At 56.8% G+C, this 26,851-nt stretch carries 18 protein-coding genes; 17 read left to right on the top strand and 1 reads right to left on the bottom strand.

All coding sequences use genetic code 11. From position 1 onward, the window contains the following. The first annotated feature begins 20 nt into the window (after window positions 1-20). The 17 genes from P8A25_RS09300 (at window position 21) to trpA (ending at window position 22,983) form a co-directional block, all read left to right on the top strand. The gene (locus tag P8A25_RS09300) at window positions 21-3,257 is read left to right on the top strand and encodes a helicase-related protein (protein WP_215442183.1); all 3,237 of its coding nucleotides are present in this window, start codon (window positions 21-23) and stop codon (window positions 3,255-3,257) included. 2 nt (window positions 3,258-3,259) lie between these two features. Beyond that, window positions 3,260-3,862: a DUF4391 domain-containing protein gene (locus P8A25_RS09295; protein WP_215442184.1), complete on the top strand. Its 603-nt coding sequence runs from the start codon at window positions 3,260-3,262 to the stop codon at window positions 3,860-3,862. Then, window positions 3,863-5,848, top strand: a complete 1,986-nt coding sequence (locus P8A25_RS09290; RefSeq protein ID WP_215442185.1) for a site-specific DNA-methyltransferase — start codon at window positions 3,863-3,865, stop codon at window positions 5,846-5,848. It begins immediately after the preceding gene. Window positions 5,849-5,850: 2 nt separating this feature from the next. After that, complete coding sequence (locus P8A25_RS09285; RefSeq protein WP_215442186.1) at window positions 5,851-8,877, top strand: DEAD/DEAH box helicase family protein; 3,027 nt, start codon at window positions 5,851-5,853, stop codon at window positions 8,875-8,877. Between the two features lie 276 nt (window positions 8,878-9,153). Next, window positions 9,154-9,861, top strand: a complete 708-nt coding sequence (locus P8A25_RS09280) for a prepilin-type N-terminal cleavage/methylation domain-containing protein (protein WP_180970953.1) — start codon at window positions 9,154-9,156, stop codon at window positions 9,859-9,861. Window positions 9,862-9,903: 42 nt separating this feature from the next. Then, window positions 9,904-10,689 carry a prepilin-type N-terminal cleavage/methylation domain-containing protein gene (locus tag P8A25_RS09275; RefSeq protein ID WP_102722735.1) on the top strand — a complete coding sequence of 262 codons (786 nt, stop codon included), beginning with the start codon at window positions 9,904-9,906 and terminating at the stop codon, window positions 10,687-10,689. A gap of 30 nt (window positions 10,690-10,719) precedes the next feature. After that, window positions 10,720-11,790, top strand: a complete 1,071-nt coding sequence (locus P8A25_RS09270) for a type II secretion system protein J (RefSeq protein WP_022397253.1) — start codon at window positions 10,720-10,722, stop codon at window positions 11,788-11,790. An 89-nt stretch (window positions 11,791-11,879) separates the two neighbouring features. Further along, window positions 11,880-12,620 (top strand): lipoyl protein ligase domain-containing protein, encoded by a 741-nt coding sequence (locus P8A25_RS09265; protein ID WP_215442187.1) that lies wholly within the window; start codon window positions 11,880-11,882, stop codon window positions 12,618-12,620. A gap of 21 nt (window positions 12,621-12,641) precedes the next feature. Beyond that, entirely contained in the window at window positions 12,642-13,631 is a 990-nt protein-coding gene (locus tag P8A25_RS09260; RefSeq protein ID WP_215442188.1) for an aldo/keto reductase, read from the top strand. Window positions 13,632-14,028: 397 nt separating this feature from the next. After that, entirely contained in the window at window positions 14,029-16,257 is a 2,229-nt protein-coding gene (locus P8A25_RS09255; protein ID WP_215442189.1) for a sodium-translocating pyrophosphatase, read from the top strand. A 352-nt stretch (window positions 16,258-16,609) separates the two neighbouring features. After that, a complete protein-coding gene (locus tag P8A25_RS09250; RefSeq protein ID WP_251827959.1) occupies window positions 16,610-18,016 on the top strand; it encodes an anthranilate synthase component I family protein in 1,407 nt (468 codons plus the stop codon). Beyond that, window positions 18,000-19,592, top strand: coding sequence for an anthranilate phosphoribosyltransferase (trpD, locus tag P8A25_RS09245; protein WP_215442190.1), 1,593 nt, complete (start codon window positions 18,000-18,002; stop codon window positions 19,590-19,592). Before P8A25_RS09250 ends, trpD begins: the two co-directional genes overlap by 17 nt. Then, window positions 19,582-20,367 (top strand): indole-3-glycerol-phosphate synthase, encoded by a 786-nt coding sequence (locus P8A25_RS09240; protein WP_215442191.1) that lies wholly within the window; start codon window positions 19,582-19,584, stop codon window positions 20,365-20,367. The genes trpD and P8A25_RS09240 overlap by 11 nt, the downstream gene beginning before the upstream one ends. After that, a complete protein-coding gene (locus P8A25_RS09235) occupies window positions 20,364-20,693 on the top strand; it encodes a phosphoribosylanthranilate isomerase (protein WP_404838672.1) in 330 nt (109 codons plus the stop codon). The genes P8A25_RS09240 and P8A25_RS09235 overlap by 4 nt, the downstream gene beginning before the upstream one ends. Then, window positions 20,629-21,012 (top strand): hypothetical protein, encoded by a 384-nt coding sequence (locus tag P8A25_RS09230; RefSeq protein WP_404838806.1) that lies wholly within the window; start codon window positions 20,629-20,631, stop codon window positions 21,010-21,012. The genes P8A25_RS09235 and P8A25_RS09230 overlap by 65 nt, the downstream gene beginning before the upstream one ends. After that, the gene (gene trpB, locus P8A25_RS09225) at window positions 21,009-22,181 is read left to right on the top strand and encodes a tryptophan synthase subunit beta (RefSeq protein ID WP_215442193.1); all 1,173 of its coding nucleotides are present in this window, start codon (window positions 21,009-21,011) and stop codon (window positions 22,179-22,181) included. The genes P8A25_RS09230 and trpB overlap by 4 nt, the downstream gene beginning before the upstream one ends. A gap of 22 nt (window positions 22,182-22,203) precedes the next feature. Further along, a complete protein-coding gene (trpA, locus tag P8A25_RS09220; RefSeq protein WP_251827958.1) occupies window positions 22,204-22,983 on the top strand; it encodes a tryptophan synthase subunit alpha in 780 nt (259 codons plus the stop codon). Window positions 22,984-23,108: 125 nt separating this feature from the next. Here trpA and P8A25_RS09215 read toward each other — a convergent pair whose 3' ends face one another. Further along, the gene (locus P8A25_RS09215; RefSeq protein ID WP_404838671.1) at window positions 23,109-26,234 is read right to left on the bottom strand and encodes an autotransporter outer membrane beta-barrel domain-containing protein; all 3,126 of its coding nucleotides are present in this window, start codon (window positions 26,232-26,234) and stop codon (window positions 23,109-23,111) included. Between the last annotated feature and the right edge of the window lie 617 nt (window positions 26,235-26,851).

Raw genomic sequence — 26,851 nt, 5'->3', positions numbered from 1 at the left:
TAATTAGGGCTAATAACAGAATGGAGCTTATAGATAATATAAACAAGACCCTGAAAGGAGATTTAACCAAGGAGTTGCACGACGGCAGCAAAGTAGCCATTGCCGCCTCGTGCTTTTCCATTTACGCCTTTGAGGAGCTGAAAGCGCAGCTTAAAGACATTGAGGAGTTGCGCTTTATCTTCACCTCCCCGACTTTCGTCACCGAGAAAGCCAACAAGCAAAAACGGGAGTTCTATATTCCACGGTTGAACAGGGAGCGCAACCTCTATGGCTCTGAGTTTGAGATAAAGTTGCGCAACGAGCTTTCGCAAAAGGCCATTGCCAAAGAGTGCGCCGAATGGATCAGGCGGAAAGCATGCTTCAAGTCCAACTATACGGGAGAGAACATGATGGGCTTCGCCACCGTTGACGACAAGGCGTATATGCCCGTCACCGGATTTACCACGGTGGAGTTGGGGTGCGAGCGGGGCGACAACGCCTACACGGTGATAAACAAGTTCGAGGCTCCTTTCTCGCAGCAATACCTTTTCCTTTTCGATCAGCTTTGGAATGACAGCGCGAAGATGCAGGTGGTCACGGACAAGATACTCGACAACATCAGCAATGTCTATAAGGAGAACGCCCCCGACTTCATCTATTTTGTCACCTTGTACAATATCTTCCGTGAATTCCTTGACGACCTCTCCGAAGACGACCTGCCCAACGAGGCTACCGGATTCAAGGAAAGCCAGATATGGAGCAAACTATATAATTTCCAGAAGGATGCCTGCCTTGCCATCATCAACAAGTTGGAGAAGTACAACGGCTGTATCCTTGCCGACAGCGTGGGATTGGGCAAGACGTTTACCGCCCTCTCGGTCATCAAGTACTATGAGAACCGCAACAAGTCAGTACTTGTGCTTTGCCCGAAGAAACTTAACGACAACTGGATAACCTACAAGAGCAACTACCTGAACAACCCCATTGCCCGTGACCGCCTGCGCTATGACGTGTTCTTCCATTCCGACCTGTCACGCCGGGGTGGAAAGACCAACGGGCAGGACTTGGACCATATCAACTGGGGCAACTACGACCTTGTGGTCATAGACGAGAGCCATAATTTCCGAAACGGCGGCAAGGTGACAACGGACGGGAACGACGACAACCCGCGCGAGAACCGCTACCTGCAACTGCTGAACAAGGTTATCCGGGCGGGGGTCAAGACAAAAGTGCTGATGCTCTCGGCCACGCCCGTGAACAACCGTTTCAACGATTTGAAGAATCAGATACAGCTTGCCTACGAAGGTGAGTGCGGCAGGATGGATGCCCTGCTGAACACGTCTTCCGGCATTGACGATATTTTCCGTCAGGCTCAGAAGGAATACAACATATGGACGAAGCTCCCGCCGAAGGAGCGCACTACGAAAGAACTGCTCAGCCGGTTGAGCTTCGATTTCTTTGAAGTGCTCGACAGTGTTACCATTGCCCGCAGCCGCAAGCACATAGAGCAGTATTACAATACGGCGGACATCGGCAAGTTCCCCATGCGGCTGGCTCCGCTGTCACGCCGTCCCAACCTGACCGACCTCGACACGGCTATCAACTATAACGGGATTTACGAAATTGTCAGCCGCCTCAACCTTGCCATTTATACCCCTTCCGATTTCATTCTGCCAAGCCGGAGGAAAAAATACATGGACGAGGATAACGACTTCCACGGTCGCGGCAGAGCCGGACGCGAGAAGGGAATACGCCGCCTGATGAGCATCAACCTGCTCAAACGTCTGGAAAGCTCGGTCAATTCTTTCCGCCTCACCCTTGAAAGAATCAGGAAGTTGATAGCGTCAACCATCGGACAGCTTGATGTGTTGAATCAGGGCGACAGCTTTTCCATTGAATTGGAGGATATTTCGCGGAATCTCGATGCCGATGACCGAGAGACGGATATGTTTATCGGTGGCAAGAAGACAAGAATTGCCCTGCAGGATCTTGACCACATCACATGGCGCGGCTACCTCAAAGAGGATTTGGAGAACCTTGATCTTCTGCTGCTCATGATTGGTTCCATCACTCCGGAACACGACAGCAAGCTGCAACAGTTGATTGCCGACTTGCGCGACAAGTTTGCCCATCCCATCAACGCAGGCAACAGGAAGATGATTATCTTCACGGCGTTCTCCGACACCGCCGAATACTTGTACGACTGTCTGGCTGCTCCCATTCTGAAAAAGTATGGGCTGCATACGGCACTCGTCACCGGAGACGTGGAAGCACGCAGCACATTGCGCCTGCCACAGCGCGTGAAGCTCGACTTCAACAAGGTGCTTACGCTCTTCTCTCCAATTTCAAAGGAGAAGTCTGCCATTTATCCGCACATCCGGGAGGAGATAGACGTGCTTATCGCTACCGACTGCATCAGCGAGGGACAGAACTTGCAGGATTGTGACTGTCTCATCAATTACGACATCCATTGGAATCCCGTGCGCATCATTCAGCGTTTCGGGCGTATCGACCGCATCGGCTCGCGCAACGAGGTGATTCAACTTGTGAACTACTGGCCGGACGTGACCCTTGACGAATACATCGACCTGAAAGGACGAGTGGAAGCCCGCATGAAGGTGTCGGTGCTGACAAGTACGGGTGATGACAATCCCATATCGCCCGAAGAGAAAGGCGACCTTGAATACCGACGCGAGCAACTGAAACGTCTGCAGAGCGAGGTGGTGGACATTGAGGAGATGAACACGGGTGTTTCCATCATGGACTTGGGGCTGAACGAGTTCCGTCTTGACCTGCTTGCCAGCCTGAAAGACGATCCCGGCCTGGAGCATACGCCTTTCGGTCTTCATGCCGTGGTGCCCGCAAGTGACGGTGCGCCTGCCGGAGCGGTGTTCGTATTGAAAAACCGTAACAACGGCGTGAACATCGACCACAGGAACCGCCTGCATCCTTTCTATATGGTCTATATCTCGGAGAGCAAGGAAGTGGTGGTCAATCATCTTTCACCCAAGGAGATGCTAGACCGCCTGCGTTTCCTGTGCAAAGGCAAGACCGCACCGGACATGGAACTATGCCGGGAGTTCAACAAGGCTACTTCCGACGGGAAGAACATGCGGCGGTATTCCGAACTGTTGGGCGATGCCATCTCTTCCATCATCCATGTGAAGGAGGGGAGCGACATCGACAGTTTTCTGAGCGGCGTGCAAGGCTCACTCTTCACGGAGGAGATACGCGGGCTGGATGACTTTGAATTAATCTGTTTCCTTGTCATCAAATGAGTATGTACGGACTGCCCATCACTACGGAACGCAAGAAGCAATTGCCGAAAAAGGCCGTATTTGCGAAGTTCCACCTGAAGCCCTCGCAGCGCGACGGCTTCGATGCCGATGTGAGCCGCATGGATATTGTGGCGGTCTTGTCTCCGGCAACATTGCTGACCATTACGGCGGGAGAGAGCATCAAGGATATTTATGTGCTTGCTGTTCAGATGAAACGTAAAGATTATGATGGCAAGAATATCGTCCTGTTATCCCGGCTCATTCCGCAGAACATTCTGTTTGCCTTGCAGTTTGAAACAGACACGCAATTCGCCGTCTATCATTCGGACAGGCTTATCTGTTCCGCATGGATGCCGACAGGGGAAGCGAAGATGGCGCTTTCGGGCTTGAGCATGGATGCCGTTTGGGAGAATATCGTGAAGAGCATCGGCGGCATTGAGATGGAACAGGGCAATACACTTACGCAGCAGATACAAACCAATGAGCAACGAGCGAAAACCCTTGCTCAGATTGCTGCTTTGGCGCGGAAGATGGCAAGTGAGAAACAGCCTCGGTGCAAACGGGAGTATTTTGAAATAATCAAAAAACTAAAATCAAACCTGTAAATGGACAAACTGAAGATGCAGAGCCACGATGTGACAGGCTCCAACATAAATAAGATAGCGCGATTGTTCCCGAACTGCGTTACGGAACGGTTAGGTAAGAACGGCAAGCCGGAACTGGCTATCGACTTTGAAAAACTGGAAGCGGAGTTATCCAACGATATTCTTGCAGAAGGGGAGGAACGCTATCAGTTCACTTGGCCGGACAAGCGGGCGGCAAACCGTTTGGCGAACACTCCCACGACAATGACGCTCCGCCCGTGCCGGGAGGAATCGGTGGATTTTGACAACACGCAGAATCTTTATATTGAGGGTGACAACCTTGATGTGCTGAAGGTGTTGCGTGAGACATACCTTGGCAAAGTGAAGATGATTTATATTGACCCGCCTTACAACACGGGCAACGACTTTGTGTACAATGACGAGTTTGCACAAGGCAAGTCGGAGTTTGAGCAAAACAGTGGTTTGTTCGATGAAGAGGGGAATCAGACGATTGACCCGATGTTGCGGAATACGGAAAGCAACGGGCGTTTTCATACCGACTGGTTGAATATGATATATCCGAGGCTGAAGGTGGCGAGGGACTTGCTGGCGGAGGATGGAGTTATCTTTATTTCGATTGATGATAACGAACAAGGCAATCTTAAAAAGTTGTGCGATGAAGTGTTTGGCGAAGATAACTTCATTGCCTCTCTAATTTGGGCGGCAGGCAGAAAGAACGATTCAAAATACATATCCGTTTCTCACGAGTATATGCTTTGTTATGTTAAATCCATCTCTACACTAATTGATAGTAAGGTTCTGTGGAGAGAACGAAAGCAAGGAATAGAAGATATATATGCGGCTTATGAAAAAATTAAAAAGCAATATGGGACAGATTATAAAGCTGCAACAGCAGCACTAAAAGAATGGTACAAAGGTTTGCCAGACACCCATGCAGCAAAGAATCACTCGCATTATTCTTGCATTGATGCTAAAGGAATATATTTCCCCTCTGATATTTCTTGGCCGGGTGGCGGCGGTCCTAAGTACGAGGTCCTGCACCCAGTTACAAAAAAACCAGTACGTGTACCAAACAGAGGCTGGGTCTACCCGACCAAAGAAAGAATGGATGAAGTAATAGCTCTTGGATTGGTTCACTTTGGAGAAGATGAAACCAGTGTTCCATGTAAGAAAACCTACCTGGTTGATGGAGAATATACTACACCGTATAGCGTTTTTTATAAGGACGGTAGAGCCTCCACTAAGCGGCTTCGCACTTTGATGGAAGCAATGGTATTTCAGAATCCAAAAGATGAAACAATAATAAAGAGTTTGTTGGAGTTTACACTTACCAATAAGGACAGTATCATACTTGATTTCTTTTCCGGTTCTGCAACTACCGCCCACGCTGTTATGCAACTGAACGCAGAGGACGGCGGCAACCGCAAATTCATCATGGTGCAGCTTCCAGAATTGACCGATGAGAAGAGCGAAGCCTATAAAGCCGGGTATAAGAATATCTGCGAGATAGGCAAAGAACGCATCCGCCGTGCCGGAAAGAAAATCAGGGAAGAGAATGCCGACAAGGAAGGCATCGACAAGCTTGACACCGGTTTCCGCGTGCTGAAACTCGACAGCGGCAACATGGAAGATGTCTATTACACTCCGCAAGAGTTTGACGGGCAATCCTTGTTCAATGAGAATGTGAAGCCCGACCGCAGCAGCGAAGATTTGCTGTTCCAAGTGATGCTCGACCTCGGCATTGAACTCTCGGCAAAGATTGAGACGCGGCAAATGGCAGGAAAGAACGTGCATTTTGTGGACGGGAACTATCTGATAGCCTGTTTCGACAAGGACGTGAATGAATCCGCCATTACGGAAATCGCCAGACTGAAGCCGGTATATTTCGTGATGCGCGACGCTTCGGCAGCCAACGACAACGTGATAGACAATTTCGAGCAGATATTCCGCCACTACTCGCCCGACACGAATTGCAGAATACTGTAGCCATGAAATTCAAGTTTAAGATACAGCAATATCAGACGGAGGCAGTGGAGAACACCGTGGCCGTCTTCACGGGGCAGCCCACGCACGCCATAGAGGGATATCGCATCGACCGCGGACGGCAGGCGCAACAACAGTTGGATTTCGATGATGAAACAGGATACAGGAACCACTGCGTGGAACTGGACGGGAAAGCCCTGTTGAAAAACATCAATACCATTCAGAACCTGTATGACATCACGCCGTCTTCTTCCCTTTCAAAGGGTATCGGCGCGGTGAATCTCGACATAGAAATGGAGACCGGAACGGGAAAGACATACGTCTATATCAAGACGATGTTTGAGCTGAATAAGCAGTACGGCTGGAGCAAATTCATCGTGGTGGTGCCGAGCATCGCCATCCGTGAGGGCGTGGCAAAGAGTTTCCGCATGTTGGAGGAGCACTTCATGGAACACTACGGCAAGAAAGCGCGGTGGTTCATCTACAACAGCGGCAACCTGCAACAACTCGACAGTTTTTCATCTGATTCCGGGTTGAGCGTGATGATTATCAACACGCAGGCTTTCGCCTCCTCGATGAAGGAGGGCGGCAGGAGCAAGGAGAGCAGGATTATTTACTCCGAGCGTGATGAGTTCGGCAGCCGCCGTCCCATAGACGTGATTGCCGCCAACCGTCCCATCATTATCATGGACGAACCGCAGAAGATGGAGGGCGATGCCACGCAGGCGGGCATCAAACGCTTCAACCCACTGTTCGTGCTGAACTATTCGGCTACGCACACGACCAAGCACGATACCATCTATGCTCTGGATGCTTTGGACGCCTACCGGCAGAAGCTGGTGAAGCGCATTCATGTGAAAGGCTTTGAAGTGAAGAACCTCCGGGGAACGAGCGGGTATCTCTATCTCGACAACATCGTGTTGTCGCCCAAACGTCCGCCGGAAGCGCGCATTGAGCTGGAGGTGAAGAATGCTTCAGGCAGCATCGTCAGGAAGATAAAAACGTTCGGCGTGGGTGACAACCTGCGCGAAGAGTCCGGGCTGGCCGAGTACGACAACTTTGTGGTGTCGGAAATCAACGTGAACGGCTATGTGACCTTTCTCAACGGCGTGACCATTCGCAGGGGCGAGGTGATAGGCGACCCGGACGAGCTAAACATTCAGCGGGTGCAAATCCGGGAGACCATCATGTCGCACTTTGAGAAAGAACGCCAGCTTTTCAAGCGGGGCATCAAGTGCCTGTCGCTCTTCTTCATCGACGAGGTGGCGAAGTACAAGAGCTACGACGAGAACAGGGAGGAAGTGAAAGGCGTGTTCCAGAAAATATTCGAGGAGGAATATGCGCGGTTGGTGAATGAGGAGTTCTACATCTGGGATGAGGACTACAATGAATACCTCCGCCGTTTCATGCCCCAGGACGTGCATCGGGGTTATTTCTCCATAAACAAAAAGACCAACCGGGTGATTGACGGCAAGGTGGAAAAGAAGACGGGACTGTCGGATGACATTTCGGCTTACGACCTTATCCTGAAGAATAAGGAACGCCTGCTGAGCTTTGAGGAGCCGACACGCTTCATCTTCTCACACTCGGCACTGCGCGAGGGGTGGGACAATCCCAATGTATTTCAGATTTGCACGCTCCGCCATTCCAACTCCTCCACCGCCAAACGTCAGGAGGTAGGGCGCGGACTGCGTATCTGCGTGGACAGGCACGGTGTCCGCATGGACAAGGAACTATTGGGAGAGGATGTGCATGAGGTGAACAGACTGACCGTGATAGCCAATGAGAGTTATGCGGACTTTACCACAGCCCTGCAAAAGGAGACGCGGGAAGTGTTGCGTGAGCGCGCAGCCAAGGCAACAGTCGCCTATTTCCAAGATAGGCAGATTAAGATTGAGGAGGAAATACATACCATTACCGAAACGGAAGCCAGCCGCATCATCATCTATCTGGAAGACAACGGCTATATTGACGAAGACAAGCACATTACGCCGGATTACCGTGAGGCCGTGGCAAACGGCACTGTGGCTCCATTGCCGCCCAAGCTGCAACCGATAGCCGAGGGTGTAGTCCGCCTGATAAACTCCATCTTTGACCCGAAGGTACTCGACGACATGGTGGTGGAGGAGAAGACGACCACGCCGGACAACAGGCTCAACGAGAACTTCCGAAAAGCCGAATTCCAAGCCTTGTGGAACGAGATAAATTACCAATATGTCTATACGGTAAGTTACGACAGTAACGAACTAATAGAAAAAGCCAGCCTGCACATCAATGCCGAACTGAAGGTGAAGCAGCTCCGCTATGTGATGGTGGAGGGAACGCAAGACGAGGAGCAGGTAACTGACTTCGGAGACACCCGTTCCCAATCCAGGCAGCTGACCGATGTCTGCACTTCCTCCGTCCGCTACGACCTTGTGGGCGACATAGCCAAAGGCGCCAATCTCACCCGCCGCACAGTGGTGAAGATACTGCAAGGCATCAAGACGAGCAAGCTCTACCTGTTCAAGAACAACCCCGAAGAGTTTATACGCAAGGTTGTAAGCATCATCAAGGAGCAGAAGGCCACAATGATTGTGGAGGCCATCCACTACAACATGACGGAAGGCAAATACGACAGCAGCATCTTCACCGTGAAGAGCAAAATGGATTTTGACCGGGCATACGAGGCGAAGAAGCATATCACCGATTATGTGTTCAGCGACAGCAAGGGGGAACGCCAATTCGCCCATGACCTTGATGAGGCCAATGAAGTGGTGGTATATGCCAAACTGCCCCGTACTTTCCAAATACCCACTCCGGTAGGCAACTATGCCCCCGACTGGGCTATCGCTATGACGAAAGACGGAGTGAAACACATCTTCTTCATTGCCGAAACCAAAGGCTCTATGTCATCAATGGATTTGAGTGCCATCGAAAAGGCAAAAATCGCATGTGCGGAGAAGTTGTTCAACTCTATCTCAACGTCAAATGTGAAGTACCACAAAGTGGCTACCTATCAGGATTTGATTGATGAGATGAACGCGGGGTAAAAAAGAACCTTTTTAGCTTTGTTTTTGGGACTCTTATTTTTATGAGCCGGATTTCGTCCCAGGCCGGTTTGACCCTATCTTTCTCGAGGTGTACTCATTGGATCAGCCGGTTGTTTTCTCTTACGGACGAATGGCCTGGGAGAGGATTACCGGATGGCAATGAGTTTTATTTGGCCAGGAACATATCAGGCCTTCCCGTTTCTCAAAAAATGATTGCCGTGCCCGCGTGAAACGGGTAGCATGCCAAAAATCGTTGTTCAATCCTGCATCATCTGTATGAGATATTTTTCCAAGCATTCCGGAACGGCTTCGCACTGTTCCTCGTCAGGGAGCAAGGGGTTTACCCTGGTGGAACTGATTGTCGTCATCACCATTATGGTTGCCATGATGGCCTTGGCCGCCAGCATGTTAAGAGGCGGGGGCAGGGGGCAGGGCCTCCAGTCCGCCGTGGAGATGGTGGACGGCATGGTGCAGGAAGCCCGCCTGGACGCCATGGGCAAGGGAACGTGGAGCCGCCTGATTATCGTGAGCACTCCTGAGGACGAAGCCCGCAACATGCGCACCCTGGGCGTGATGTCCAAAAATACGCGCACCGGAAAGTGGCATCTGGTCAACCGTTTGCAGACTCTTCCCGCCGGGTTTTACATCAGCCCCACCTACAGCACCCTGCTGGAAGGCTCCAAGAAGACCAAGGGCAAGTCCGCAGCCCGCAGCTTTGCCAGCCGTGACGGGCAAGATACCGTCAATCTTCCGGGCAACAGGATGACGGATATTTATTTCATTGAGTTTGACGAGGAAGGCCGCATGTCCCAGCCAAACGCCCCCACCCGCCTGGTGGTGGTTTCCGGTTCCGCCGGAAACGGCAAGGAGGAGAAACCGACTCCGATGGTGGACGGCAAGCCGGGCCTGGCAGGCGGCATCGTGATTTATCCCAAAGGCAATATCAGCCGGCTGAGGACGACGGAGCAGGTGATTCCCAACTAATTCATATTTTACCGGATTTCCCATTTTATGTTGACCAAGTGTATGAAACAGTCTCGTGCCAAGGGGTTCACCCTGACGGAAGTGGTGCTTGCGATCGGCGTGGTTGCCGTGCTGATCGTGGTGTTCATGGCCATGTTCATTCCAGCCAGAAGGACGGTTCAGTCCGCTCTGACCATCCGCGAAGCGGACCGCATCGTCCACGCCCTGACGGCGGAACTTGGAGAGCTTCGCAATTCCGAGCGTGCTGCTCCCAATGCCAGAAAGTCTTCCACCACCAGATATATTTCCGCTTTTGACAAGGCGTTTTACTGGATGCAGTTTACGTCCAAGCCCGCTACGACCATTCTTGTTTACAATTACAGGGCGGATCTGACCAAGGGCGCCCGCAAGGACGGCACCCCCCAGCCCTGGCTGGAGGAAGGCGGGAGCATCCCCGGGCAGAATACGGCGGTGGTGACGGGAGTTTGCCTGGCGAACAACAAGGACCGCTGGGATGATTTCAAGGCGCTTGTCGGCCCCGTCTTCGCCGTGCGCATGACCCAGCTGGTGGTGGAGCGCATGGATTCCAACGCTTACGGGTACAAGCTGGCTCCCAAGTACGGGACGATTTACAATCCCTACAACCGCGGCAAGGTGATTACGGAGCCCTCCCTGTACGTTTATACGCCGGAGAAGGGCGGCGGCCTGAATTTGCCGTGGGGGGCGGAAGTCCTGTACCAGGCGGAGTTTTTCCAGTTGTTGAATACGGACCCTGAACGTTTGCAGCACCTGACGTGGGAGAATTTGAAGACTCCCATCTTTACGCGCAATCTCGCTTTCCGCCGCTAACGGGCATTATCTGAAGACCTCTGAAAAATCATGAAGACATTTGCCAAAATCAAATCCGGCGCGTTCACTCTGATTGAGCTCCTGGCAGCCATGACCATCACCACCGTGCTGGTGCTGGTGATTGTGGCCCTGACCTCCCGCGGGGTGGATATCTGGAGATGGGTGCTGCAGGATGTGCGGACCACCACGCTTGCCCGCACGGCCATGGATACCATGACCAAGGATTTTGAGAGCATGCAGTTCCGTGCCGGTAATCCCTTTGAATGGATGCTGGTGCAGCGGGACAGCGATCTGGTTTCCCGCGCGACCAAGACCACGGCGTCCAGGAAGAAGGGCGGTTCTTCCGCTCTGAATGAAGCCCGCGTGAACCTGATGACCATGGGGCCGGAAGGCGCCAAGATCACGAATGCCTCCCAGTTGATTTTCTTTACCACGGCTACGGACCGCAATCCTGCCAAGTCCAGCATGGACATGCGGAACGACCGCATCATCGGTGACGTGAATTGCGTGGGGTACAAGCTGCTTTACCGTGACCAGATTCTGGACCAGGACGCTACGGCGGAGTCTGACGGCTTTCCGGTTTATTCCCTGTACCGCAATTTGATCAGCGCGGAGGATACCGTGCAGAATCTCCTGGGCCAGCAGGACCTTTGGTCCGCTTATACCCGCTACCAGCAGGATGAGACCATTCCCGCCAATTTCCTGGTGGAGAACGTGGTGGAAATGACGCTGATTTTTGAAGTGGATTACCAGAAGAAGATCGGCAATTCCGGCAGCAACAAGTCGGACAAGGATGCCACGCAGCGGGCGTCCGTGCTGGTGCCCGTCATGACTACGGGGGCCAACCGGCTCGGTTCCTGCACCCAGATGGATGTGTACGGCAACCGTTTGGACATCATCGGCAGCAGCGTGAATATTGACGATTTGAAGTCCGGACGCGTCACTGCCGTGACGATTTCCATGACGGTGGTGACGGATGAAGGCATGGCCCTGGTGGACCAGATCCGGCAGAAGAAGCGTCCCGCCCCCTCTCCGGAGGAATTCTTTGAGCGCTATACCCGGTCCTTCACCCAGCGCGTAGCACTGCCCATGAACCGTTAGGCCTGTGTCTGGGGGCTGATGGGTGCGGGTTTTTCCGCTGCCGTTTCCCGCCCGGAGCGTCCTGCCGTTATTTACACTGTAGTTGCAAAATGTCTGGTTTCGCAAATGTCGTCGGTAATTTGTCCCCTCTGCCGGAGCTGGTGCTGTGGCGCGACCCGGTCGCCAGAAGCGGGGAGGAAGCCATGGCCGTGGATGAAGCCCTGCTGGAATGGGGAGAGAAGCCCGTGCTGCGTGCATACCGCTGGGCGGAGCCAACCGTGACCTACGGTTATTTTGACGAGGAAGCCACGGCACGCGCCATTTTTCCGGGAGAGGAACTCCATTTTGTCCGCCGCTGGACGGGCGGGGGAATTGTGGACCACCGGCAGGATATCCCCTTTACCCTGGCCATGCACCGCCGGGGAGAGAAGGAACGGCCTTCCAGCGCCACCCTGTACCGATGGATTCACGGGGCTTTGGCCCGTGTTTTGAGAGATTGCGGCGTGGAGTGCGTGATGCTGGACGGAGACGCCCCGGACGGTGGCCGCGCCTGTTTTGCCAGCCCCGTGACGAGTGATTTAGTATTTCCCGGCGGGGAAAAGCTGGCCGGTGGCGGCCAGAGAAGAATCCGCGGCGGCGTTCTCCATCAGGGGAGCATCCAGAATTGCCTTCTTCCCGCCGGATGGGATGAAATGCTGGCCGCCCGTCTGGCGGACGGACATTCCCTGTGCGTGGAAGCGGAGCTGTTTCCCGGCATGAACGCTAGGGTGGCGGAGCTGCTGGCATCCAAATACCGCACGGAGGCATGGCGCTCCGGCGTGCGGCATGAGCGTACGTCCCATGCCCGGTAAACCTTCCCGTTTTTCCTTCCGATGAGTTACCTCCCCGATCCCGGCCGTTACAGTCATCTGGACTATCGCCGTTGCGGGCGCAGCGGGCTGCTGCTTCCTCCCGTTTCCCTGGGGCTTTGGCACAATTTCGGCGCTGCCGACGATTTCGAGAATGCGCGGCAGCTTATCCATGGCGCGTTTGACGCCGGCATCACGTATTTTGACCTGGCGAACAATTACGGGCCGCCTCCCGGCGCGGCGGAAGAATGCTTCGGCCGCATTTTCATGCAGGATTTGTCCCGTTTCCGTGACGAGCTTGTCATCGCTACCAAGGCGGGGCACCTGATGTGGGCCGGACCGTACGGGGACTGGGGTTCCCGCAAGCATATGCTTTCCAGCCTGGACCAGTCCCTTTCCCGCATGAAGCTGGATTACGTGGATATTTTTTATGCGCACCGGCATGACCCGGAGACTCCGCTGGAAGAGACGGCGGGGGCCCTCGTCACGGCGGTCCGGTCCGGAAAGGCCTTGTATGCCGGTATTTCCAAATTCCCGGCAGAGCAAACCAGGCAGATATGCGCCATGCTCAGGGAGGCCGGCGTGCCGTGCCTGGTCCACCAGCTCCGTTACAACATGTTCAACCGGGAGCCGGAAGAGTCCGTTTTTCAGGCCATCCGTGAAACGGGCACCGGGTGCGTCGCCTTTTCCCCCCTGGCCCAGGGGATGCTGACGGACCGTTATCTGGAGGGAATTCCAGCGGATTCCCGTGCGGCAGGTTCCTCCGTCTTTTTAACGGAAGAACGGGTCCGGGAGCATGGGAAGAAAATTCGCAGCCTGGCTGCCCTGGCCCGGAGCCGCGGCCAGAGCCTCGCCCAGATGGCGCTGGCCTGGGTGTTGAGAGACCCCGTGGTGACCACGGCCCTGATAGGCGCCAGCCGCTCCCAGCAAGTCATGGATTGCCTGAAAGCCCTGGAAAATACGCGGTTCACCGCGGAGGAGCTTTCCATCATTGACGGAATGGCGGACAGGTAGGCGCTGTTATTTCCAATGGGAGCGTTTGCTTTTTCTTTTTATCCAGTTTTCCCGGAATCAGGGCAGCTTCAAGAATTGCCGGAGATAGCTGGCCAAGGAGAGCACATTGCACGGAATACCACGTTTTTTTGCCGTTTTCCAGGGCTTCCGGCAGCAGAAAACCGTAACAAGAAGTAGGCAGGGGGAAAGAGATGCGGCCCAGCCGCTTCCGGAACCTCCGGAGTCAATTTGGATTAATCGGTGCGGTACTTGCTTCTTCCGTGAATCCGCCGGATTTTCCTGCGGTGCTGGTCTTTCCGCAGGAAGGTGAATTTTCCGTTCCGAACGGAGGTTTTTTCTTGGAGTAAAGTGGACCAGGTGTTATGCTCCTACCACTTTAATTTAAAGTGTACTGACAATGATAACCATCCAGGATTTATTTTGGCTCATCCCGTCGGCTTCGGTGCTGGCTCTCGTTTTTGCGGGCGTCTTTTTTTACCGCATGAAAGCCCAGGATGAGGGGAACGAGGTCATGAAAATGATCGCCAAACACGTTCGCAGCGGCGCCATGGCGTACCTGCGGCAGCAATACAAGATCGTCGCCATTTTCTTTGTGCTGATTACCGTTGTATTCGCTTTTCTGGCGTACTGCCTCCACATCCAGAATCCCTGGGTTCCGTTCGCTTTCATTTCCGGCGGCTTTTTCTCCGGCCTGGCCGGTTACATCGGCATGAAAACGGCCACGTACGCCTCCGGCCGCGTGGCGAACGCCTGCCGCCATTCCCTGGACGCGGGCCTTCAGATCGCCTTCCGTTCCGGCGCCGTGCTCGGCCTGACCGTGGTGGGTCTTGCCATGCTTGACATCGGCGCGTGGTACTGGGTGCTGGACTGGTTTTACGGAGACATGGAGCTTTCCATGCGCCTGGTCGTCATTACCACCACCATGCTGACCTTCGGCATGGGGGCTTCCCTCCAGGCCCTGTTCGCCCGCGTGGGCGGCGGCATTTTCACGAAGGCCGCGGACGTAGGAGCTGACCTGGTCGGGAAGGTGGAAGCCGGCATTCCGGAGGACGATCCCCGCAACCCCGCCACCATCGCGGATAACGTGGGCGACAACGTGGGGGACGTGGCCGGCATGGGAGCGGACCTTTACGAGTCCTACTGTGGTTCCATCCTGGCTTCCGCCGCCCTTGGCGCGGCGGCTTACATGGCCGTGCCGGAAATGGCGATCAAGGCCGTCCTCACGCCCATGCTGATCGCGGCCCTGGGCACCATTCTCTCCCTGCTGGGCGTATATGCGGTGCGCGTGAAGCGCGGCGCCTCCCAGACGGAGCTGATGGCCGCCCTGAACCGCGGCATCAACCTGAGTTCCTTCCTAATCGCCATTGCCTCCGCCTTCCTGCTCCAGCTCATCGGCCTGGACAACTGGGCGGGCATCTGGGGCGCCATCGTCACCGGCCTGGCAGTAGGCATCGTCATCGGGAAGAGCACGGAGCATTACACCTCTCATGATTCCTATCCCTGCCGCAAGATTGCCCACAGCGCGAAGACGGGGCCTGCCACGGTCATTATTTCCGGCATCGGCATCGGCATGATTTCCACCTGCATCCCCGTCATCACCATCGTGGTGGGCACCGTTCTGGCTTACGGCATGGCCTCCGGGGACTGGCACTTCACCGGAGCTGAAATGAGCAAGGGCCTGTACGGCATAGGCATTGCCGCCGTCGGCATGCTTTCCACGCTGGGCCTGACCCTGGCGACGGACGCCTACGGCCCCATTTCCGACAACGCCGGGGGCAATGCGGAGATGAGCAAGCTGGACCCGGAAGTGCGCCGCCGCACGGACGCCCTGGACGCCCTGGGCAACACGACCGCCGCCACAGGCAAGGGCTTTGCCATCGGTTCCGCCGCGCTGACCGCGCTGGCGCTGCTGGCCTCCTACATTGAAGAATTGAAGATTTCCATCCTCCACTGGAGCGAAGCGACGGGCAACACCGTTTACAAGATTAATGACGCCGTGAGCGTGGAGGTTTCTAAAATCACCACTGCTTCCCTGGCGGATTTCATGGGCTATTTCCAGGTGACCCTGATGAACCCGAAGGTGCTCATGGGCCTCTTTGTGGGAGCCATGATGTCCTTCCTGTTCTGCGGCCTGACCATGAATGCCGTGGGCCGCGCCGCGGAGAAGATGGTGAAGGAAGTGCGCCGCCAGTTTAAGGAAATCAAGGGCATCCTGACCGGAGAAGCGGATCCGGATTACGTGCGCTGTGTGGAAATCTCCACGGCGGGAGCCCAGCATGAAATGATCTGGCCGTCCGTGCTGGCCGTCATTACCCCCATCTGCATGGGCCTGGTGTTCGGCGTTCCCGGCGTGTTCGGCCTGCTGGCCGGCGGCTTGGCCTCCGGCTTCGTGCTGGCCGTGTTCATGGCCAACTCCGGCGGCGCGTGGGATAATGCCAAGAAGTACATTGAGCAGGGCCACGTGGGCGGCAAGGGGTCGGAAAGCCATAAGGCCGCCGTCATCGGCGATACCGTGGGCGACCCCTTCAAGGATACGTCCGGCCCGTCCCTGAACATCCTGATCAAGCTTATGAGCATGGTGGCCATCGTCACCGCCGGCGTCAACATTGCCGTGACGCTGTTCTAAGGCTTGGCAGCTTTCATGTGCAAGGCCCGTGGATTCAGTGGAATCCACGGGCCTTTTTTCCCTGAGGCGGGAAATGCGCTGTGGATTTTTTTCGCCATTGACGGAAAGTTTTTTTGACAAGCACCGGCAGGAGGAGTAATAAACGCGCAGATGCAATTCAGCACTGGACAGCCCTTTTTTAGCACGACCCGTTATTATGGCAACGGCTATTGGTGGCGTATACCCATGTCCGGACGGGGGAATCCCGATGTGCAGTAGTAGCATCCAGCTATGACCGTTTTTCAAGAACTGCTTTGATTCCTCCGAGAGTCAAAGCAGTTTTTTTATTTTCAACTTACACCATCATCCATCCATGCAACCACCATCCATCATCACCCTCCAACAGCGCAGCCGGCGGCTGAGCGCCGATTTGGAGACGCCCATCAGCCTGTTCCTGAGCCTGACCCAGAACCAAACTCCCGGCCTTCTGCTGGAGAGCGCGGAGGTGGATGGCAGGTGGGGCCGTTACAGCGTCATCGCCTGTGATTACCTGATGACCGTTTCCTGCGTAGACGCCAAACTTTCCCTTTCCATCAGCGACGACCGCCTGGCCTCCCTGAAGGAGCTGGAAGGCATGCCTTACCTGGATGGCCTGCGCGCCCTGATGCAGCGTCTGGAACTGGTGGGGGACGACATGAGGCAGGCTCCCATTACGCGTGCCCTGTACGGGTACTTCGGCTATGAAACCGCCGCCCTGTTCCAGCCCAGGCTGGCGCAGGCCATCAGCCCTTCTTCAGCGGAGTCCTGCCTGGTACTGGCCGGAACCGTCATCGTGTTTGACCACTTGTACAACCGCCTCACCCAGATCAGCCTGGGGGAACACAGGGACTTGTCCCATGCCGCCCTGCATGAGACGGAGGAGCCTTCCATCGGTGAGGTTTCCCGCACGCCGGACCAGGCGGGCTACATGAAGGGCGTGGAGCATATCAAGGAACTGCTGCATGACGGGGAGGCCATCCAGGTGGTGCTTTCCTCCCAGGCCTCCGCGGAGTTCCACGGGGACGCCTTCACGCTGTACCGCCGCATGCGCAGCATTAATCCCTCCCCGTACATGTTCTTCATGCGGCTGCCGGAGATCACGCTGTTCGGTTCCTCTCCGGAGCTGATGGTGCGCTGCACGGACGGCAAGCTCCAGCTTTCCCCCATCGCCGGGACGCGCAAGCGGGGCAGGGATGATGAGGAAGACGCCGCCCTGGCCGCCGGCCTTTTAAAGGATCCCAAGGAGTGTTCGGAACACGTGATGCTGGTGGACCTGGGCCGCAATGACCTGGGCCGCGTCGCCAAGCCCGGTTCCGTGAAGCTGGAACGCCTGATGGAGATTGAACGTTTTTCCCATGTAATGCACATGACTTCCCGCGTGACCGCCCAGGTGAATGACGGGCTGGACGCCCTGGACATCCTCGGCGCGGCCTTCCCCGCCGGAACGGTCAGCGGCGCGCCCAAGGTGCGCGCCATGGAAATCCTGGCGGAGGAGGAACCCCTGCCGCGCGGCCCGTACGCCGGGTGCATCGGCTGGCTGGGCCTGGACAAGGGCAGCGTCCACATGGATTCCGGCATTACCATCCGCAGCATGTGGGTGAAGGACGGCCGCATCCACTGGCAGGCCGGCGCCGGCATCGTGTATGATTCGGACCCCGCCGCGGAATGGCAGGAGTGCATGAACAAGGGCAAGATTATTGACGTGATATTGAAAGGAGAAGACCATGTTTCTGTTCATTGATAATTACGATTCCTTCTCGTGGAATCTGGTGCAGGCGTTTTATGCCCTGGGACGCAAGCCCGTGGTGTACACGAATGATGATCCCCGCATTCTGGACCTGGCAACCAGCCCGGACCTGGAGGCTGTGTGCATTTCCCCCGGTCCCAGCCATCCGCGCAATGCCGGGCTTTGCCTGGAATTCCTGGAACGCCTCCCCGCGAACATCCCCGTGCTGGGCGTCTGCCTGGGGCACCAGCTTCTGGGCTGCTTTGCGGGGGCGGAGGTTTCCCGCGCTCCCTACGTGATGCACGGGAAAAGCTCTGACATCATCCATGACGGCAAGGGGCTGTTCACCGGACTCCCCAATCCCATGACCGTGGGCCGCTACCATTCCCTGGTAGTCCAGTCCAAGGAGGATGAGCCCAATCCCCGCTTCACCGTCACCTCCCGCGGGCCGGAAGGGGAAGTTATGGCCCTGCGGTACAATGACCGTCCGTGGGTGGGCATCCAGTTCCATCCGGAATCCATCCTGACGCCGGACGGCCTCCAGCTCCTGGGGAATTTCCCGGACAACGTCGTTCCGTCCGGTCAGAAGGAAAAGAGGATCAACCTCATTCTGGATGCGCTGGCCGCCGGGCAGGACCTGACGGCTGACATGGCCGCCGCCGGATTTGCGGACATCATGGACGGCCGCATGTCTCCGGCCCAGGCCGGGTGCTTCCTGATGGGCCTGCGCATGAAGGGGGAAACCCCGCTGGAAATGGCCCACGCCGTAGGCATCGCCCTGGGCCGCGCCAACCGCGTGGAAGGGCTGGAAGGGGACTGCATAGACGTAGTGGGCACGGGCGGCGACGGCCGCAGCTCCTTCAACTGCTCCACCGCCACGTCCCTGACGCTGGCCGGAATGGGGTACAAGGTGGTGAAGCACGGCAACCGCGCCGTGTCCTCCTCCTGCGGTTCCGCGGATGCCCTGGAAGGCCTGGGCTTCCCGCTGGACGTGGCTCCGGAGGATGTCCGGCACCTGCTGGACGAGCGGAACTTCGCCTTCCTGTTCGCCCCCAATTTCCACCCGGCATTCCGCAACGTGGGCCCCATTCGCAGGGAGCTGGGCATCCGCACGCTGTTCAACCTGCTGGGGCCCCTGATCAATCCGGCGCGCCCCACGCACATCCTGCTGGGCGTGGCCCGTCCGGAGCTGGTGGAACTGCTGGCGGAAACGCTCCGGCAGTCCCATATCCGGAAGGCGGCCGTAGTGTACGGGGCAGGCGGGTATGACGAGGTGACGCCCCTGGGCCCCACCAAGATGATGATCATCCATAACGGAAAGCTCACCCCCATGACGCTGGACCCCGCGGATTACGGCATCTCCCCCTGTGACCCGGAGGAGCTGGCCGTCCATTCCAAGCCGGAAGCCGTAGCCGTGCTGAAGGACATCCTGTACGGCAAGGGCCCCCGGGCCATGATGGACATGGTGATTCTGAACGTGGGTGTGGCCATGTTCCTGCTGGAGGACCACATGGACCTCTCCGTCTGCATGGCGAAGGCCCGTGAGGCCGTTTGCGCCGGAGTAGGAAGGAGAACGCTCCATGTTGCTTGACCGGTTCAGGGAAGCCAAGGCGGAGGAAATAGCCCTGCTCACGGACATGGCTTCCCGCCGGGAGCTGCCGCGCCCGTGGAAGGGGCGCAGGCCGGACTTCCTGAAAGCCATTGCGGAGCCCCCCGCCGGGCAGCCCGTGGCCGTCATTGCGGAGTTCAAGCAGTCTTCCCCGTCCCGCGGCGTCATTGCCACCGGGCTGAAGCCGGAGGAAGTGGCGGAGCAGTATGCCGCGGCGGGCGCATCCTGCATCTCCGTGCTGACGGAGGAGCGGTTCTTCGGCGGCCGCATCGGGTACCTGGAGCGCATGCACCGCGCGGGGCTTCCCCTCCTGCGCAAGGACTTCATTTTTCACCAGCTCCAGGTGATGGAGACGGCCTCCACGCCGGCTTCCGCCCTGCTGCTCATCGTGCGGTTGACGCCGGATGCCCGGACCCTCCGCATCCTGCGGGAACAGGCGGAGGCCTACGGCATGCACGCCGTGGTGGAGATTTTTGACGAGGCGGACCTGGCCCTGGCCCGTGAATCCGGGGCGCGCATCATCCAGGTGAATGCCCGTGACCTGGATACCTTGAAGACAGACAGGCAGGCTTGTCTGGAGATGGGCAGACTCCGCCGGGAAGGGGAAGTGTGGATCGCCGCCAGCGCCATGAGCACGGGTGCGCATCTCAGGGAAGCCGCGGAAGCCGGCTTCCAGGCCGTACTGATGGGCACCGCCCTGATGGACGGCGGAAAGCCGGGTGAAACCCTGGCTGCAATTTTAGAAGAAACAAGATGAAGAAACATTCATTCGCAATCAAGGTGTGCGGGATTACCCGCCAGAGTGACTTGTCAACCGCCATGGGGATGGGGGCCCACTTCTGCGGGTTCGTATTCCATCCCGGCAGTCCGCGTTACATTGCGCCGGAACGCGCCGCCGCGCTGGATTCCGCGCTGGTGCGCCGCGTGGGCGTCTTCGTGAACCAGGATGCGGAGGAAATCATGGAAACCATGAAGACGGCCCGTCTGGAATCTCGCCCAGCTCCATGGCGCCCAGTCCCTGGACTGCGCCCGCCGCATAGGCCCGGAAAAGGTTATCCGTGTGCTGTGGCCGGACCGGTATGAATCCCTGGCGGCCCTTCAGAAGGAAATGGAACTCTGGGCGGACAGCTGCGCCTGGTTCCTGCTGGATGCGGGCAGCCACGGCGGCGGCCACGGCGTCTCCCTGGACTGGAACGCCCTGGCGGCTCTCAAATCCCCCCGGCCTTGGTTCCTGGCGGGCGGCCTTTCCTCCGCCTCCCTGAACAAGGCGCTGGAGCAGTGCACCCCGAACGGCATTGACCTGAACTCCGGCGTGGAAGCCATCCCCGGCCAGAAAAGCCCGCAGAAACTGCTGGCGGCCCTTAAACCCCTCATCTCCTACACCCCTTACCACATCGCATGAACAAAGAAGGATATTTCGGCAACTTCGGCGGCCGCTTCGTACCGGAAGCGCTGCGCCCCCCGCTCATGGAGCTGGAGGAAGCCATGGCTACCATCATGCCGTCCCGCGAGTACCGGGACGCGCTCCAGGACCTGCTGGTCAACTACGCGGGCCGTGAAACGCCTCTCACGTTCTGTCCCCACCTCTCGGAAAAACTGGGCTTCCGCCTGTGGCTGAAGCGGGAGGACCTGCTGCACACCGGAGCGCACAAGATCAATAACGCGCTGGGGCAGGCCCTGCTGGCCAGGATGATGGGGAAAACCCACCTCATTGCGGAGACCGGGGCGGGGCAGCACGGCGTGGCCACGGCCACGGCGGCGGCCCGGCTCAGGATGGACTGCACCATCTTCATGGGCGCGGAGGATGTGGAGCGCCAGTCCATGAACGTCATGCGCATGAAGCTGCTGGGAGCGACGGTTTTCCCGATTGAAAGCGGTTCCCGCACCCTGAAGGACGCCATTAACGAGGCCCTGCGCTACTGGATTTCCCATCAGGAGGACACCCTGTACTGCTTCGGCACGGCGGCGGGGCCACACCCGTTCCCCACGCTGGTCAGGCAGCTCCAGTCCGTCATCGGCACGGAGGCCCGGGCCCAGATGCTGGAACGCGCCGGAAGGCTTCCGGATGTGGTGGTGGCGTGCGTGGGCGGCGGTTCCAACGCCATCGGCATGCTCCATCCCTTTGTGGAAGATGAAGGCGTGCGCCTGGTGGGCGTGGAGGCCGGAGGCACCGGGGAACCCGGATGCTACAACTCCGCCCCTATCAACCTGGGCAGCCCCGGCGTGCTGCACGGCCACGTGACCATGCTTTTACAGGATCAAGACGGGCAGATACAGCCGTCCCACTCCATCTCCGCCGGGCTGGACTACCCCGGCGTGGGGCCGGAGCACTCCCACCTGGCGGAAATTGGCCGGGTGCATTACGGCGTCATCTGTGACGCCTCCGCGCTGAACGCCTTCCAGACCCTGACGCAGGAGGAAGGCATCATCCCCGCCCTGGAATCCTCCCATGCCGTGGCATGGGTGCTGGACCATGCGGACGAGCTGCCCGCGGGGGGTGACGTGCTGGTGAACCTCTCCGGCCGCGGAGACAAGGACCTGGGCATCGTTAAAAAATATCTGAACCTTTAAGCAACATCTTTCCATGAACAACATGCAGAAATCACCGTTGCAGGAAGCCGTGGAGCACGCCCATTCCCTCGGCAGGCGCGCCGTCATCCCCTTCATCACCGCCGGATTTCCGGACAAGGAATCCTTCTGGACCCATCTGGAGCGGATTGACGGAGCAGGGGCGGACATCATTGAAATAGGCGTTCCCTTCTCGGACCCCGTGGCGGACGGCCCGTTCATTGAACAGGCCTCACGGGATGCCCTGGCCCGCGGCGTAAGCCTGAAATGGATTCTGGACGGCCTGAAAGCCCGCAAGGGCCGCTTTTCCGCCAAACTGGCGCTGATGGGGTACGTGAACCCCTTTTACCAGTACGGGCTGGAACGGCTTGCCCTGGATGCGGCGGAAGCCGGGGTCAGCGGCTTCATCATTCCGGACATGCCGCTGGAAGAATCCGGCATCTTCAGGGATGCCTTTGACCCCCTCGGCCTGACGCTCGTCACGCTGGTGGCTCCCAACACCTCCGTGGAACGCATGCGGGAATACAAGCCCCATACCTCCGGCTTCGTTTACGTAGTCTCCGTGCTGGGGACCACGGGAGGAAAGGTGGACCTGACGCAGAGCGTCACGGAAACCATGCGCCGCGCCCGGGCCGTATTTGACGTGCCTCTGGCACTGGGCTTCGGCCTCCAGACGCCGGACCAGCTGGAGGCCCTGCCGGAAGACGCCCGCCCGGATGCCGCCGTTCTTGGCAGCGCCCTGCTCAGGCACATTGCGGAAGGGAAAGATGAGGCGGAATTCCTGGGCAAATGGACCGGAAAGTAAAATAACATTCCCCGTTAACGTTAAAAAGAGGCTGTGCAGTTGTTCTGCACAGCCTCTTTGCTGCTGGCCGCCCGTCAAAGATAAAATAAATTTAACGGGTTTCCGGCGCCTGCAATCAAGCTCTGTCAATAGGCATAACTGACGCCGGCGTTAAACCGGTGCGCCGTGGCCTTGCTCCTCCCCTCAAACTCGTACCCTGCATACATCCTCCAGCGCGCGTTCAACTGCAGGGCGCTGTTCACGTTCACCCTCACCCCGTTCCGGTCAGGAGACATTCCTTCCGCTTCCCAGCGGTACCCGTTGAGCAGCCGCTCCGCCTGCGCACTTGGGTTCCTGCGGTACACGTCCGGCACGTAGCTCACCATCGCGCTGTTGATCCATTCCCGGTCTTTCAGCTCACTGCGGTGCGTCAAGCCCACTCCCACCGGTACGCTCAGGTTCTTCAGGCGCCCCTTTTCAAAGCGCCTCGCGTCCCAGCCCGTTTCCGTAAACGCCTCCTGCGTCACGTCCGTATACTCCAGCCCCAGCATGACCTCCATCGCAACGGTCTCGTTTACCCGGCGGCTCCATTTCCCGGTCAGCGTTCCAAACAGGGTTTCATTAGTCCACTTGCCGTGGGACCGCCCGCCCGTGTGGAAGGAATTCATCTTGTCGTCCGTCCAGCCATAGCCTGCCGTTCCCGTCACCAGCAACGTATTCTCCCTGTTGAGAATCTTGTGCCAGCCGCCGTAGAGCATGCCGATGCGCGTTTGCTGGTCAATATCTCCCGCAAAGCTGCGCCCGCGCATCTTGCCGTACAGGTCTCCGAAGCCCAGGCCCAGGATGGCGTGGGGAGTGATTCTCCTGTCCGCTCCCACGGAATAGCCGCCGCCGTGGTAGTCAAAGCCGTCCCGTACTCCCTCGGAGGCGTGGTTGAGGAAATCCCCCATGCCCTTGACCCAGTAGTTGTTTTCCGGCCCGGTGATGAAGCGCTGGGCATCCAGGTTGCCCAGGGCGGCGCGGGACATGTTGGCATTGGAGGCGCTGGACCACATGGAATTCATGGCCAGGGTACCTGCCAGTTCCGGCAGGATGTCCCGGATGGCGGCGTCCTCGGCGGGAGTCCAGACCAGTTGGAGTTGTTCCGGGAAGCCGTCACCATTCACATCTACCCACTGGTGGCTCCAGGAGCCCGTGTAGGCATAGGGGCTGTCCACCCGGTCGGACCCGGTAGCCAGAGAATGGGCGCCGGAGAAGTCATCCGTGTGGGTCTGGTTGGAGTCCGTCAGGACGATGAAGGTGCGCTGCTGCTTCCAGGAATTGTCCGCATAGAAATAATCGGCGGATATCCCCGTGTCCATAATCCCTATAGAGCCGCCCAGGGTGAAGGAATCAGAGGCGGAGATGGAGAGGCCGGTGGTGTTTGCCTGCGTGGCGGTTTCCTGAGCCTGCTTTTGCATGTCAAAAACAAAGCCGCGGGAAAGATCCACGTTTTTGGCATTGATGAAGGCGCTGGTTCCGGGACGCAGGACGACGTCACTGTTGGTGATGGAGAAGGAGGCGGCATTGATGACGCTGCCCCCGGTGATTTCCAGAGTGCCGTGTTCCAGAGTCATGGAGGTATCGTCCCGCAGGCCGGCATTGCCGAAGACGACATTGTGTTCCAGGATGAGGGAGCCGCCGTAGAGGGTGGTTTGTCCCTTGAAATCGCTGTAGCGGCTGGCCACGAGGTGGGCGTTGTCCCCCTGGTAGAGTTCCCCGCTGAAGATGACAGTGCCATCCGTAGTGTGGGAGATGCCGTCGTCATCCGTGTACTGGTTGAGAGAGAGGGTGACGTTTTCCGTAGAACTAAAATAAGCCGCACTGGTGATCGGATCATTAAAGCGAACCTCCTTTCCTTGGGCGGCGGCCAGCTGGAGATGGTTGGTTCCGTCTACATGAATGGCGTTGGCAACGCCGTTTACCACGGAGAAGGAGCCGTCATTGTGTTGAGTGAACGTCCCCCCGGTCATGTTGCCGCTGAAGAGCACGTCATGCGTGAATGCCAGAAAGCGGCTGGAATTGTCGGTAGTGATCCCTTGCAGGTAAATGGCTCCACCGTAGGTAGAGGAATAGTTATTGGTGAAGATGGCGCCGTTACGGATCGTGAGGAAAGAGTTAACACCCTGCATATAAATCGCTCCGCCAGAGGAGGTGGAGATGGAGGAGGAGTCTGAGGAAGCATAATTCCCGGAGAAGGTAACATTGTTTCCCAGGGTCAGCGTTGCATGGTCTCCCTCCATATGAATCGCTCCGCCAGAGGAGTTGGAGTAGTTGGAGGAGTAGTTGGAGGAGGAGTCTGAGTAAGCATAATTCCCGGAGAAGGTAGCGTTGTCCCCCAGCGTCAGCATTGCATGGTCTCCACGCATATAAATCGCTCCGCCAGAGGAGGTGGAGGTGGTGGCGGTGGAGTAGGTGCCGGACTTGGAGAAAGTATAATTCCCGGAGAAGGTAGCGTTGCTCCCCAGGGTCAGCGTTGCATGGTCTCCCTCCATGTAAATTGCTCCGCCAAAGGAGGTGGAGGGGTAGTTGGATAAGTGGGAGGTGGAGTCGGAGAAAGTATAATTCCCGGAGAAGGTAGCGTTGTCCTCCAGAGTCACCGTTGTATAATCTCCACTCATAGCAATCGCTCCGCCAGAGGAGGAGGAAGAGGAGTAGTTGGAGGAGGAGAAAGCATAATTCCTGGAGAAGGTAGCGTTGTTCCCCAGGGTCAGCGTTGCATGGTCTCCCTCCATATAAATAGCTCCTCCGTAAGCACTATTGTTTGAATTATCAACATGGTTATTGAGAAATTGAACCTCTCCGGTGATTTCCAGAGATACGTTATCATCTGCTGTGCGTATCACTCCTGCGGCGCCCTTGCTCCAGATGACGGAGTCCATCTCCAGCGTGTACTCTCCCGCTCCCAGGTCGTACAAGGGATTCTTACCCAGGCCGGATAAGTCTACGGCACAGAGTGCAGCCGGATCAGCGGAGCGGAAGTTGACAGGAACGGTTAGACCGGTAGTCAGGGAGGCGTCATCGTTGTTCAGAATCACCGTATCCCCGGCAACTAGGGCGACGGAGGAAACCAGTTCCTCCAGGGTGGAGTATATGTTATTGTCTGGATCGGAATATTGAGATGCGTCTACCATGAAGTCCGCCGCGGAGGCGGAGAAGGACAGGGAAATAATGGGAACCAGCAGAGAGGCCAGGAGGCTGCGGCGCAGCAACAAAGGAAGGATGGGTTTCATGATCAATAATAAGAATAAATATAGCCTTGTGGCAAAGAGCAGAACTAAATAGCGGATTTCTAATCCGTATTTTTCTTCAGCCGCAGGAAGAAACTCAAGCAGGTACCATTTGAGAAATATCGGGTAACAGGATTGATTGTTGGAAAACTATGTATTTCTATGTGATTAAGTATTTTGGGGTATTAAGAAGTTTGCCGCGGCAAAAAAGAAAAGAATGAAGCATGGGGTTCTGAAAGATGAAGGGGCTTCGCTCAGCGCTCTATTTCAGAAGAGGAATTTGTCTTAAAATAATTCCCTATCATTGTAGTAGGATTGACATCGGATTAGAAATCCGTCACATGCCGGAAAAGGAGAAAATAATCATAGGACCCCGGAAGGAATAAACAGATGGAATTCCTCTGTTGTGCTTGGAGGAGATTGATTGATAAAGGCGGGAAAACGCGTTCAAGCCATGGAGTCCTCCAAGCTATCTGATGGCCGTTTTCCCGGGAACAAGGGGTCCCGGCCTTGCAAGTTCGTTTCTCTTCCGGATCCGTTCACTCTTCCTGTGTTTCAAACGAATGCCGGTTCCATTGCCCGGCCATGCGGAGAGGTTCCCCGGAGTCCTGTGCAAACGC

Origin of the sequence: Akkermansia sp. BCRC 18949, assembly GCF_045011645.1 — a bacterium.
In the GTDB taxonomy this organism is placed as follows: domain Bacteria; phylum Verrucomicrobiota; class Verrucomicrobiia; order Verrucomicrobiales; family Akkermansiaceae; genus Akkermansia; species Akkermansia massiliensis.
Note: the sequence above shows the minus strand (reverse complement) of the source record. Positions and strands in the feature narration are given on the sequence as shown.